Below are 13,159 nucleotides of genomic sequence, written 5' to 3' on the forward strand. Positions count from 1 at the left end.
ACCTTAACCCTCCAGCTCGATACGGGTGAGGTTGTCGCGCAAAATCGGGCCGTACTCGTACTTACCCGGGCAGACAAACGTACACAGAGCCAGATCATCTTCGTCCAACTCAAGGCAGCCAAGCTGCTGAGCGGTCTCGGTGTCGCCCACAATTAACGCGCGCAACAGCTGAGTGGGAAGAATATCCAGCGGCATCACCTTCTCGTAAGCGCCCACTGGCACCATGGCGCGCTCACTACCAAAGGTGGTAGTGGTGAAGTTAAAGCGCTTGGACGGCATCAACTTAGACAAATAGATGTTCATGACCGAGAAGAAATCGGTACCGGCGCGCAGGTAGTGCAGCATGGGGCGATCGTCACCCTCTTCCAGCACGCTTACCTGAGTGTGGTAGCGCCCCAAAAAGGCGTAGGGGCCGTTAGCGGTACGACCGCCGAATACCGAACCGGAAATCACACGGTTATGGTCGCCTTTCAGCTTACCGGCGGTCAGCTCGTCAAGGCTGGCGCCGACACGGGTGCGCACCAGAGCAGGCTCGTTAACCTGAGGCCCGGCGAGTGAAACCACACGTGAGGTTTCCAGACGCCCCTCGCTGAACAAAATGCCCACGGCCACAACGTCTTGGTAGTTGATGGTCCAGACAAATTTAGTCGCGGTAACGGGGTCCAGATGGTGAATGTGCGTGCCGGCGTTACCCGCGGGGTGAACACCACCGAACTCGTGCACCTCAACCTGACCTTCAGCCTTAGCGGGAATACCCGCACCGCCGGCTTTACAGACAAATACTTTGCCTTCGGTCAGGCGCGTCAACACTTGCAGACCTTTCTGAAAGGCGTCTTCCTGGCCCTTCAAAACCACTTGCGGATCGGCCGCGAGCGGGTTGGTGTCCATAGCCGTGACGAAGATTGAATGGGGTTTGGCATCCAGTGCCGGAACCTTGCTGTAGGGGCGCGAGCGTAACGCTGTCCACAAACCCGCTGCATTCAGCTGGTCGCGAACCGCCTGGCCATCCAGCGAGCCGAGCTCACTGTCGCTGTAACTTTGAAAGCTCTCGCTGTCATCGCCTTCTACATCGATAACAACAGACTGCAGCATGCGGCGCTCACCACGGTTAATGGCGGCAATGGTGCCTGCTGCAGGAGCGGTGTATCTTACCCCTTCGGTTTTTTTATCGGTAAACAGAAGCTGTCCGAGCTTGACCTTATCACCCACGGCTACTTCCATGGTCGGCTTCATGCCGTGATAATCTGGGCCAATGACTGCCACAGAGCGGGCCGCCGGCCCATCTTTGATAGTCTGCTCGGGCGCACCGGATATAGGTAAATCCAATCCCCGACGAATCTTTATCATACGTCTCTGCCTAATCACTCGTTGGATTAATGACTTTGCACGGCTCATTTGCAAGCCGCAGTGTTGCGCTGGTGGTTGTCCAGCTGCTTCTATTGAGTTGAAGCTTTATCGATTAGACCGGCTGGCGGCAAGAGCGAATAGCGAAGAAGAATCGTTGGAAATATCCAATTCAAACACCGCGAAAACCGAAAAACACCCACTAAAAAGAGACTTTTTTCAGACACACTACGCCCAGCCAGCGTAAAAAATCGCGGCAATTATAAAGATCACCGCTGCTAAAGGCCAGTCTCGCGGCACATTTTTAGTGCCCTGCCCCAGCGTTGGGCAGACAAACCGCCGGTGCGACTACAGCCACTTGGCAAACACGGGTACAATCGCCGACTCCGTTCACCCGCAAACCGACAAAGTTGCCCATGACCCTTGCCGATCCTTTTGCCCTCGACGTATCCACCCGCCCCGGCGAGCGCCGCCAATGGGGGCAATTATCGGGCAGCGCCGCAGCCCTTACGCTCGCCAACGCCGCCCGCGCCCACCGGGGCCTGAGTCTGGTGGTGGTGAGCGATACCGCCGGCGCTCAGCGGCTGGAAGCCGAGCTGGCATTCTTCGCCCCCGAAGGCCTTGAGATTCTGCATCTGGCGGACTGGGAAACCCTGCCCTACGACACCATATCGCCGCACCAGGATATTATCTCGGAGCGCCTGCGCACCCTCTACCAGCTGCCCAGTGTTACCCAGGGCATTTTGGTGGTGCCAGTGACCAGCCTGCTGCAAAGACTGATGCCCAAAACCTATTTACTGGGCGGTAGCTTGATGCTGAAGGTGGGGGAATCACTTAACCCCGACACCTTGCGTCACAACTTGACTCAGGCGGGTTACCGCGCCGTGGATACGGTGTACGAGCACGGCGAGTATGCGGTACGCGGCTCGCTGATTGATATTTTCCCCATGGGTAGCGAAACCCCCTTGCGCATTGACTTGTTTGACGATGAAATCGACTCGCTGCGCACCTTCGACCCAGACACTCAACTGACCGAAGAAAAAATAGAATCGCTGGAGCTTTTGCCCGCGCGGGAATTCCCGCTGGATAAAACTGGCATCAGCGCCTTTAAACAGCGCTGGCATCAGCGCTTTGATTCCGACCCCAGCGCCTGCTCGGTATACCGGGATGTGAGTGACGGCATCGCCCCTCCAGGCATTGAGTACTACTTACCGCTGTTTTTCGATCACTGCGACACACTATTCGACTACCTACCTGATAACACAGTAGCCTACACCATCGGCGACATCAACGAAGCCAGCGCGCGTTTTTTAAGCGAGCTAAAGGCCCGTTTTGACTCGCGCGGGGTGGACCCCAGCCGCCCCCTGTTGCGTCCAGAAGAGATCTATCTGCGCGAGGAAGAGCTGTTTTCCGGCCTCAAAGCCCTGAGTCGCACCGCCGCACAAGCGCACTCGCTGGCCGATGAGGCGGGCAACACCAACTTCGCCTTTTCCGCCCCACCCTCATTGCCAGTCCAGGCGCAAAGCGAACACCCTCTGACGGCCCTGGAAGCCTTTTTAATGGAGTTTAACGGCCGCGTTTTGTTCTGCGCCGAATCCGCTGGCCGCCGGGAGACCCTGCTGGAGCTATTGGGGCGCATTCGCTTGCACCCAGAGGAAACTGCCAACTGGCCGACTTTTATTGCCGATGACAGCAAAGTCGCCATTACCGTGGGCGCCATTGATCAAGGGCTTATTTGCCATCAGCCCAATATCGCCCTGATTACCGAAAGCCAGCTGTTCGGTGAGCGGGTGCAGCAAACCCGGCGCCGACGCCAAAGCCAGGAAAACGCCGACAATGTCGTCAAAAACCTAACCGAGCTTCAGGTGGGCGCCCCGGTGGTTCATATTGATCATGGCGTAGGCCGCTACCGCGGACTCGAGACCATCAGTATTGAAGATGAAACCAACGAATTTTTGATGCTGGAGTACGCCGACGAAGCCAAGCTGTATGTCCCCGTCACCAGCCTGCACCTTATTAGCCGTTACAGCGGCGCCGACGAGGCGGTAGCCCCCCTGCACAAGCTGGGCTCGGAGACCTGGGGTAAAGCAAAGCGCAAGGCCGCCGAACAGGTGCGCGACACCGCCGCAGAGCTACTGGACATCTACGCCCGCCGCGCCGCGCGCAAAGGCCTTGCCTTTGCCGACCCCAAGGCAGACTATCTCGCCTTTGCGGCGGGTTTTCCGTTTGAAGAGACTGCCGACCAGCAGCTCGCGATCGACGCGGTGGTAAAAGACATGCTCTCGCCCCAGCCCATGGACCGACTGGTGTGCGGCGATGTAGGCTTTGGCAAAACCGAGGTCGCCATGCGCGCCGCCTTTGTCGCCGCCCACGCAGGCAAACAAGTGGCCATACTCGCCCCCACCACCCTGCTGGCACAGCAGCACTTTGAATCACTGAAAGATCGCTTTGCCAACTGGCCTTTTACCATTGAAGTCATGTCGCGGTTTCGCACCAACAAAGAGGTGGAGGCCGTCAAAGAGCGTCTGGCCGAAGGCAAAATCGATATTGTGGTGGGTACCCACAAGCTGATTCAGCCGGATATTAAATACAAAGACTTGGGCCTTTTGGTTATCGATGAAGAACACCGCTTCGGGGTGCGTCAAAAAGACCAGCTGAAAAAGCTGCGCGCCGAAATCGATATTCTGACGCTCACAGCCACCCCTATTCCGCGAACCCTGAACATGTCTATGGCCGGTATTCGCGACCTGTCGATTATCGCCACCCCACCGGCGCGCCGACTGAGTGTAAAAACCTTTGTGCGTCAGCACGATGACGCCGTTATTAAAGAGGCGATTCTGCGGGAAATTTTGCGCGGCGGGCAAGTGTACTACCTGCATAATGAAGTCAAAAGCATTGAGCGCACCGCCCGGGCCCTGCAAGAGCTGGTGCCCGAGGCGCGCATTGGCATTGGCCACGGCCAGATGCGCGAGCGCGAGCTGGAAAGGGTCATGTCCGACTTTTACCACAAGCGCTTTAACGTCATGGTCTGCTCTACGATTATCGAAACCGGCATCGATATACCCAGCGCCAACACCATTATTATCCACCGCGCCGACAAATTCGGCCTGGCTCAGCTACACCAATTGCGCGGCCGCGTGGGCCGATCTCACCACCAAGCTTACGCTTACCTGTTAACGCCCGAGCGCCGCGCCATGACGGGCGATGCGATTAAGCGCCTGGAGGCTATCGCCAGCGCCGAAGATTTGGGGGCGGGCTTTACCCTGGCTACCCACGATATGGAAATCCGTGGCGCGGGCGAGCTGTTGGGCGACGAGCAAAGCGGACAAATTCAAACCGTGGGCTTTTCCATGTATATGGACATGCTCGATCGCGCCGTCAAAGCCATGCGCGCGGGTAAGCAGCCCAATATTGAGGCGCCTCTGGCGGATAATATCGACGTCAACTTGCGCATCCCCGCGCTGATTCCCGATGACTATCTGCCCGACGTCCACACCCGCCTGGTACTCTATAAACGCATTGCCGGCGCCGAAAACGCCGAAGCGCTGCGCGAGCTGCAGGTAGAAATGATTGACCGATTTGGACTCTTGCCCGAGCCCACTAAAAACCTGCTACGGGTCACTGAACTGAAGCTGCGCGCCAAAACTCTGGGGGTCGCCAAACTCGAAGCCTCCGCCAGCGGCGGCAAGGTAGAGTTCGGCCCCGACGCGGAGATAGACCCGCTAAAAATTGTGCAGATGGTGCAAAGCCAACCCCAGGTATTCTCTCTGGCTGGCGCCAATGGGTTAAGCTTTAAAATCCCCATGCCCGAGACCGAAGACCGCCTGCAGCGAGTCACCGATTTGCTGGACAACCTGGAATAAACACCATCGCAACCGGCGCCAGTTCAACCACGCGATGGGCGAAACAAGGTAAACTGAAGCCTCGGGGCCCGGCCCCGGACTTTAGCAGCTGAAAGGAAAGATGAATGACCGCGACAATCCGCCCAACCCTAGCCCGGCGACTGGCACTGATGGCGCTAGCCCTCGCCTCCGTACTGGCGCAACCAGCGATGGCACAATCGCCTCACGAGGGCTGGTATCAGGTCGAAGTGATTGTCTATTCGCGCCCGCTGGACACCAGCGCCGAGACCTGGCCGTCAGATTTGACGCTTCGCTATCCTCTCAACTGGCAAGAGTTGCGCGACCCCGATGAAGAACTGGAAAAACGCCGCCGCGAGCTTAGCGCCGCGCAGACCGCGCCCACTACCAGCTCTAGCGACGATATGAGCGCGAGCAGCGAACCAGCGCCAGCCAGCGAGCCCGAACCCATTGATTTGGCCCGCGCCGGTTTTTACCAACTACCCCGCGACAGCCGGGGGTTAAACCAGGTTGCGGCCCGCCTGCAGGCGCAACCCGGCTTTGAGATACTGTTTCACGAGGCATGGCGCCAAAATGTAGTAGGCGAAAACCGGGCCCCCTGGATACTGATCAGCGGTGGCGAAGCCTACGGCGATCACTTCGAGCTGGAAGGCAGTCTCAATATTAACGTGTCGCGCTACTTACACGTTTTTACCAACTTGTGGTTTAGCGAGTTTCAAATGAATACCGGGCAGGTTCGCAACCAGTGGCCCAGCTTGCCGCAAAACCCGCTGCAGCGGCTACAGGCGAGCAGCGCAAACGCCAATATGGATGTAACAAGCTTCTGGCAGAGTGAAGAACAAACGGGCAATGAAAATGCCCTGCAAGACTTTCTGGACGCCCCCTACCTGCCCCGCCAAATTGTCAAACTGGAGCAAAAGCGGCGTATGCGCAGCAGCGAACTGCACTATATCGACCACCCCCGACTGGGAATGCTGGTGAAAATTGTCCCCTACAAACGCCCCAGCGAACAATCGCTGCAGCTTTCAAGCGAACCAGAAAGCCGCGGCGATTAGACCGACGCGGCTCGGGATAAACCTTTACAGCTGAATAACGTCGTCGGCCTGAAGGCCTTTATCGCCCTCTTGTACCGAAAACTCGACATTCTGCCCCTCGGCCAGAGAACGGTAGCCTTCACCGCGAATATTGCGGTAGTGAACGAAGACATCTTCACTGCCCTCGCCCCGGGTAATAAACCCGTAACCGCGGGCATTATTGAACCACTTCACCGTACCGGATAATCGATCAGACATAGTTTAACCTCTTTATTGTTATCGATTGCGGAAGACGGCCCCCAAAAGCCGCCTGCTGCATTTTGTACTGCATTGCGCGCGAATTGTCCACTTTGACGGTCAATTGGACAGATTTATTGCCGCTTTTTTGGAAAACCCGCACACAAATAACCGAGTCGGCTCAGACTCACACCGCTACAGCGCAAAAATCCCCGGCGCATTGCGCTCAAGCTCGGCATTATCCATCCCAAAACCGTAGACGTAGCGATCCGGCACCGTCAGAGCAACATAGTCGGCCTCCACAACAGCGGCCTGAGGCAGAATTTTCTGCACCAAAACAGCACTGGCAACCCGCCGGGCACCCTGCTCGCGACAGTAATCAGCGACCGCCTGTAAGGTAACCCCGCGGTCGAGAATGTCATCCACCAATAAAACCCGGCGCCCCGCGAGCGACAAACTGGGCCCCGCGCGCCAATCAATTTGCTGGCCCGCGCGGTTATCCCGATAGCGAGAGGCGTGAATATAATCCACCTCCACAGGCATGGTCAGCTTGGGCAATAAAGCGCCGGCAGTCACCAAAGCGCCTTTTAGTAAAACCATCACTACCAAAGGATCGGACGGCGCATCAAAATCTGTATTGATACGCGCCGCCATAGCGGTCAGCGCCCCATCGATGTGGGCTAGGCTATACAGGCACTCCGGGGTCTTATTAGGCATCGGCGGCCCCGCCTTTACCTTCGGCACTCTGGGCCTCTGAAGCCGCTGGCATACTTGCCATATGCAGCGTGCGGGTGGGGAAAGCACACTCTGCGCCCTCGCTCTCGACAATGGCAATGACTTTTAACAAGACGTCTTGTTTAACCTCGTGGTAGTGCACCCAATTAATGGTCTTGGTAAAGGTATAGAGAAAAAAGTTTAATGACGAATCGGCAAACGCATTAAAATTCACAATCAGGGTTTGATCGGTATCGATCTCGTGGTGGGATTCCAGCATCTTGCGCACCTTATCGACAATCCCAGGCAATTTGTCGACATCCTCGTAACGCACCCCGATGGTCTCGTAGATCCGACGGTTAAGCATGCGCGATGGGTTCTCCACCGAAATCTGAGTAAACGTCTGATTGGGCACATACAGCGGCCGCTTATCAAAGGTGCGAATCCGGGTCAGGCGCAGCCCGATCTCCTCCACCGTACCCTCAATTTCCTGATCCGGCGAGCGCACCCAGTCCCCCACTTTAAAGGGCCGATCCAAGTAAATCATCAAGCTGCCAAAAAAATTGGCCAGCAAATCCTTGGCGGCAAAACCCACTGCGATGCCACCGATTCCGCCAAACGCCAAAACCCCCGACACGCTGTAGCCCAAGGATTGCAATAACACCAGAGAGGCGGTGATGACAATCGAAATCCGCAGCAGCTTACCCACCGCCATCACCGTGGTGGGATCGGCGGGCTTGCCATCGTCCGGAGCGAGAAAGTTCTGCTCGCCGTATTTGACCAAACGCACCAAAAACCACGTCAACAGAACAATAATCCCCACCCGTACCACCTGATCGGCGTACTCGAGCAGCGACTCTTCGGTCATCGCGTGGGTGAGTTCGGCGGCCCACCCCAAGCCGACCAGCCAAATAAGCCAACGCAGCGGGGCGATGGCGGCCTCCACCAGAGTGTCGTCCCAGCGGGTACGGGTTTTGTGAGCGTGCTTTAAGAGGGTCTTAAGCAAGGTGCGAATAAAAGTCGCCAGTACCAGGGTGACAAAGACAACGGTAAACACCTCAACCAACCAGAGCCGTTCATCTTCCATGAGCGTTAAAAACCATTCTTTCATCTTCTATTTCCGTGCAACCTGTGAAAAGCCGCAGTATACACGAGGCACTTCATCATCGAGCGGACGAGGAACGCGGCGGTAAGAGGAAAAGCCTTGCACCCCACGAACAACTGTATATAATCACAGATACTGTATAACCAAACAGTTAACAAGGGCCAGACTATGCAAAACCTTACCAACCGGCAACAACAGGTGTTGGAACTGATTAAAAGCTACGCCGACGAAACCGGCTACCCCCCTACTCGCGCCGAAATTGCGCGCATGCTGGGCTATAAGTCAGCCAATGCCGCCGAAGAACACATCAAAGCTCTGGCCCGCAAAGGGGCGATTGAACTCATCCCCGGCGCCTCGCGCGGTATTCGTCTGCCCGAGGGGCAAGATGGCCTGCCCATTGTAGGCCAAGTGGCAGCCGGTAGCCCCATTCTGGCGCAGGAGCATATCGAAGACTACTGCAGCATCCCGCCCAACTTTTTCCATCCCCAGGCGCACTTTTTTCTCAATGTAAAAGGCATGAGCATGAAAGATGTGGGGATTCTCGACGGCGACCTTTTAGCCGTACACCGCACCGATCAGGCCCACAATGGCCAGATTGTCGTGGCCCGTATCGACGATGAAGTGACCGTAAAACGATTTAAACGCGAAGGTAATCGAGCTCAGGTAGAGCTTTGGCCCGAAAACCCGGACTTTGACGTTATCCGCGTAGATTTGAGAGACCAAAACTTTGCCATTGAAGGCCTAAGCGTAGGAGTAATTCGCCGTGATTAATCCGCAACCCTTGCAGTCCCCATCCGTCCAGCCGCAAACCACTCAGCCCAGCGGCCTGACCGAGCTGGTGTTGACCCAGCACAGCGCGGGCTCCTGGCTGATGGTTATGCCGATGATTGCTCATTTAAGCCGCCAAGGCGGCGACCGCTGGCTAACCTGGCTCACGCAAGAGCCGGTACCGGCAAAAATACTGCAAGAGTTTGGCGTCGATACCTCGCGCCTGCGACTGGTGCACTGCAAAAGCGAAGAAGAACAGTTGTGGGTTTGCTGGGACGCACTGGCGCTAGGCAACAGCCATACCGTGATCGCCAACCCGGGCTCACTGACCAAACAGGCCTTGGCGCAATTAGAAAAAGCTTCGCAAATAGGCCAGAGCCAGGGGCTTTTAATACGAGAGCGGTAGAATTGCTAAAAGGTTTTGTCGTGGAGACTCAGAAGGTCTGACGCAATCTAGCTGGACGCAATACCCTAGAAAGGATGACCGAACTAGAAAGGATGACGAAATACCAGAAAAGGATGTAAAACGGAGAGTAAAAACCTAGAGAACCCAAGCCTAATAACTTCCACCTGAGCAGGCTGCCAGGCTCTCGAGATTGTCCCTCTTAGTGCAGAGTACGATCGGCGTAGAGCGCGTCGTCGCTATCGGCGGCAAAATCTTCCGGCTCGGCATCGGCTAAGTCACCCGCTGCCTCCATGCCCGCTTCAATCATCGCCTTGGCGATATCAAACTTGCCTTCGCGCATAAATGACTGACTTTCGGTAGAAAACTTAATGCTCAGCAGAGGCTCGCCCTCTTCGTCCGCGCGCTGCAGTACCACCTCGCCGTTGGCCAGTTCAACAATTTCGTACAATGATGCTGACATACCCGCTCCACTCAGACAGACGTTAACCGAAAACAAGCGTTCCATTTTAACAGCTATCGCAGAAACAATAAATGCGCCGACTTGCAGGCCGGGAACATCAGTACTCCAAAGTGGATTCTCGGTGACGATCGATCAACCCCTGAAACTCATTAACGGCGGTTAACAGCGCCTGCTCGTCCAGAGGCAGCGACGGCTGAGCGTCCAGATTGGTCACGGGGATGGCGTTGGCGCTGGGCGCGGCGAACGCCTCGGGCAAGGCATCAAATTCAGCCCAGGCCCGTTTAAGGCGCGCCAGCCAGGAACTTGGACTCTCGGCCAGATGGCACAACTCCCGAATCTCCGCCGGCGTTTTGTCTATTTGCGCAAGCGACTTGGCGGCACTTTGCTCATCCTGCACGGCAGCCAAGTAGTTAACACCGTAGCCTTTGGCCAGCTCGCGCACATAATGGCGATAGCCGCACTGCAGATGAAAGACACAGGCATCGAGCAGCGCCTTGCTGTGCACCGGCGTGCGCGCCTGCGGCAAATCCTGCAACAACGCACGACAGCACGCGAGTCTTTGATTGACCAGCGAGACCAAAGATACCGCCATAACAACCTCTACTTATTGGCTTTCCACTTGCCGCCGCTGTAAAAGGACTTCCAGCCGGTGGCTTTACCATCCACCTCGGATTGAACATATTGCTCTTTGGTTTTACGGCTAAAACGAATCACCGTGGGTACGCCATCCGGGTCTTCCGTGGGCGCGGAAAACAAGAAGGTGTATTTGGGATCAATCTCTTTCTTGTGGGGCAAGAGTTCTTTGACCAGCGGCGCGCGGGTTTCGCGGTTTTTGGGAAAACCACTGGCCGCCAAAAATAGGCCCGAGGCTCCGTCGCGCAGCACATAAGTGTCATCCACCTTCTGACACTGCAACTCGGGCATGGGCACCGGGTCCATTTTCGGCGGCGCGGCTTCGCCGTTGCGCAGGAGTTTGCGGGTATTTTTACACTCTTCGTTGGTGCAGCCAAAGTACTTGCCAAAGCGCCCGGTTTTTAACTGCATCTCGCTGCCGCACTTGTCGCATTCCAAGGTCGGACCTTCGTAACCCTTGAGCTTGAAGGTACCGTGCTCTACCTCGTAGCCCGAGCAGTCGGGGTTGTTACCGCAAATATGCAGCTTGCGTTTTTCATCCAGCAGATAGCTGTCCATCGCGGTATTGCACAACTTACAGCGGCGCTTGGCACGCAGCTGACGTGATTCGGCCTCTTCATCCGCCTCGACATCAACCGCTTCATCCCCCGACACCAAATTCATGGTGTTTTTGCAGCGCTCTTTGGGCGGCAAGGCATAGCCGGAGCAACCCAAAAACACCCCAGTAGAGCCGGTACGAATTTGCATGGGGCGGCCGCACTTGTTGCACTCAATATCGGTATTGGTGGGGTCGTTGGCGCGCATGCCGCCTTTTTCTTTGCTCTGAGCCTGCTTTAGTTTTTCCACAAACCCCGCGTAAAATTCATCCAACAGCTGACGCCAATTTTTGCCGCCCTCGGCCACCACATCCAGAGATTCCTCCATATTCGCGGTGAAGCTGTAATTCATTAAATCGTCGAAGCTTTCGTTCAAGCGCTCGGTAACAATATCGCCCATTTTTTCAGCATAAAAGCGACGGTTTTCAACCCGTACATAACCGCGATCCTGAATGGTGGAGATAATCGAGGCGTAGGTCGACGGACGACCAATGCCGCGCTTTTCCAGCTCTTTAACCAGGCTCGCCTCGGAGTAGCGCGCGGGCGGTTTGGTAAAGTGCTGCGACGGGTCGAGCTTTTGCAGGGGCAGCACATCGCCCACCGCCACCTCGGGCAGCACCACGTCTTCGTCTTTTTTGCTCAGAGGCGGCATGACCTTGGTAAAACCGTCAAAACGAATCACCCGGCCACGGGTACGCAGTTCGTAATCGCCGGCAGCGACCGTGACGTTGGTGCTGGTGTACTGGGCGGGGCTCATTTGACAGGCCACAAACTGCGCCCAAATAAGCGCATACAGGCGTTCGGCGTCGCGCTCCATGCCTTTTAACTGGGTGGGCATGACGTCAACACTGGAGGGACGAATCGCCTCGTGCGCCTCTTGCGCGCCCTGTTTGCTGCTGTAGACGTTGGGCGAATCCGGTAAATATTTTTTACCAAACTCTTCCTGAATATACTCGCGACAGGACGCCACCGCCTCCTGGCTGAGATTGGTCGAGTCGGTACGCATGTAGGTGATGTAACCTGCCTCATACAGGCGCTGGGCCAACATCATGGTCTTTTTCACCCCGAAGCTTAAGCGGGTGCTGGCCGCCTGCTGCAGAGTTGATGTGATAAAAGGCGCCGAAGGCTTGGACTGGGTGGGCTTATCGTCCCGCGCGACCACCTCGTAGCTGGCTTCTTTAAGCGCCGCAACGGCGGCCATGGCCTGCTCTTCGTTGGTGGGACGGAAGTTTTCCCCGGCGTGTTTTTTAACCTCAAAGCGTATTTTGTCGTCACTTTTGGCTTTGAGATCGGCAAAAATATTCCAGTACTCTTCGGGTACGAAGGCGCGAATTTCCCGCTCGCGCTCGACCACTAATTTAGCGGCAACTGACTGTACCCGGCCAGCGGACAAGCCGCGCGCGACCTTTTCCCACAACAGCGGCGACACCATATAGCCCACTACACGATCGAGAAAACGCCGCGCCTGCTGCGCATTAACCCGGTTTTGATCGATAGGCCCCGGCGCCTTAAAGGCGTTTTGAATCGCGGTTTTGGTGATCTCGTTAAACACCACGCGGCGAAAACGATCATTATCGCCCCCAATGGCTTCACGCAAATGCCAGGCGATGGCCTCCCCTTCGCGATCCAAATCCGTTGCCAGATAAACCGTATCGGCCTTCTCTGCCAACTGTTTTAGCTCGTTCACCACCTTTTCTTTACCGGGAAGAATTTCGTAATGCGCTTCCCAGTCATGATCCGGGTCTATCCCCATACGGTTAATCAGCTGGGTATGAGCCTTTTCAGCTTTGTATTTGGCCTTCTCATCGGGCGACATCTTGCGGGTCTTGGCCGCTTGCCGAGCGCGCTCTTTGGGGTCGGTTTTTTTAGCGCTACCACTGGTGGGCAAATCGCGAATATGACCGACACTGGACTTGACGATATAATCGCGCCCTAAGTATTTATTGATGGTTTTCGCTTTGGCTGGAGACTCTACAATTACCAGAGATTTACCCATATGCGC

Annotated in this window: 11 protein-coding genes; 4 read left to right on the forward strand and 7 right to left on the reverse strand. The window is 56.1% G+C overall.

Going from position 1 to position 13,159, the window contains the following annotated elements:
- Positions 1–3: 3 nt before the first annotated feature.
- Positions 4–1,347: a Na(+)-translocating NADH-quinone reductase subunit A gene (locus M6D89_RS05770; protein ID WP_253967072.1), complete on the reverse strand. Its 1,344-nt coding sequence runs from the start codon at positions 1,345–1,347 to the stop codon at positions 4–6.
- A 413-nt stretch (positions 1,348–1,760) separates the two neighbouring features.
- On the opposite strand from M6D89_RS05770, the gene mfd reads away from it, so the two are divergent.
- A complete protein-coding gene (mfd, locus tag M6D89_RS05775; protein WP_253967073.1) occupies positions 1,761–5,207 on the forward strand; it encodes a transcription-repair coupling factor in 3,447 nt (1,148 codons plus the stop codon).
- A 104-nt stretch (positions 5,208–5,311) separates the two neighbouring features.
- The gene (locus tag M6D89_RS05780; protein ID WP_253967074.1) at positions 5,312–6,259 is read left to right on the forward strand and encodes a CsiV family protein; all 948 of its coding nucleotides are present in this window, start codon (positions 5,312–5,314) and stop codon (positions 6,257–6,259) included.
- 24 nt (positions 6,260–6,283) lie between these two features.
- Here M6D89_RS05780 and M6D89_RS05785 read toward each other — a convergent pair whose 3' ends face one another.
- The 3 genes from M6D89_RS05785 to M6D89_RS05795 all read right to left on the reverse strand — a co-directional run bounded on the left by M6D89_RS05785 (position 6,284) and on the right by M6D89_RS05795 (position 8,300).
- Positions 6,284–6,496, reverse strand: a complete 213-nt coding sequence (locus tag M6D89_RS05785) for a cold-shock protein (RefSeq protein WP_253967075.1) — start codon at positions 6,494–6,496, stop codon at positions 6,284–6,286.
- A gap of 174 nt (positions 6,497–6,670) precedes the next feature.
- Complete coding sequence (locus M6D89_RS05790; protein ID WP_253967076.1) at positions 6,671–7,192, reverse strand: hypoxanthine-guanine phosphoribosyltransferase; 522 nt, start codon at positions 7,190–7,192, stop codon at positions 6,671–6,673.
- The gene (locus M6D89_RS05795; RefSeq protein WP_253967077.1) at positions 7,185–8,300 is read right to left on the reverse strand and encodes a mechanosensitive ion channel family protein; all 1,116 of its coding nucleotides are present in this window, start codon (positions 8,298–8,300) and stop codon (positions 7,185–7,187) included. The genes M6D89_RS05790 and M6D89_RS05795 overlap by 8 nt, the downstream gene beginning before the upstream one ends.
- A 162-nt stretch (positions 8,301–8,462) precedes the next feature.
- On the opposite strand from M6D89_RS05795, the gene lexA reads away from it, so the two are divergent.
- Both lexA and M6D89_RS05805 read left to right on the forward strand, forming a co-directional pair.
- Positions 8,463–9,065, forward strand: a complete 603-nt coding sequence (gene lexA / locus M6D89_RS05800; RefSeq protein WP_253967078.1) for a transcriptional repressor LexA — start codon at positions 8,463–8,465, stop codon at positions 9,063–9,065.
- Complete coding sequence (locus M6D89_RS05805) at positions 9,058–9,468, forward strand: cell division inhibitor SulA (RefSeq protein ID WP_253967079.1); 411 nt, start codon at positions 9,058–9,060, stop codon at positions 9,466–9,468. Before lexA ends, M6D89_RS05805 begins: the two co-directional genes overlap by 8 nt.
- A 199-nt stretch (positions 9,469–9,667) precedes the next feature.
- Here M6D89_RS05805 and M6D89_RS05810 read toward each other — a convergent pair whose 3' ends face one another.
- The 3 genes from M6D89_RS05810 to topA form a co-directional block, all read right to left on the reverse strand.
- Entirely contained in the window at positions 9,668–9,928 is a 261-nt protein-coding gene (locus tag M6D89_RS05810; RefSeq protein ID WP_253967080.1) for a hypothetical protein, read from the reverse strand.
- A gap of 97 nt (positions 9,929–10,025) precedes the next feature.
- A complete protein-coding gene (locus M6D89_RS05815; RefSeq protein WP_253967081.1) occupies positions 10,026–10,520 on the reverse strand; it encodes a DUF6586 family protein in 495 nt (164 codons plus the stop codon).
- Between the two features lie 8 nt (positions 10,521–10,528).
- Complete coding sequence (gene topA / locus M6D89_RS05820) at positions 10,529–13,153, reverse strand: type I DNA topoisomerase (protein WP_253967082.1); 2,625 nt, start codon at positions 13,151–13,153, stop codon at positions 10,529–10,531.
- Between the last annotated feature and the right edge of the window lie 6 nt (positions 13,154–13,159).

The sequence above is a fragment of the Gilvimarinus xylanilyticus genome (assembly GCF_024195295.1).
Classification (GTDB): domain Bacteria; phylum Pseudomonadota; class Gammaproteobacteria; order Pseudomonadales; family Cellvibrionaceae; genus Gilvimarinus; species Gilvimarinus xylanilyticus.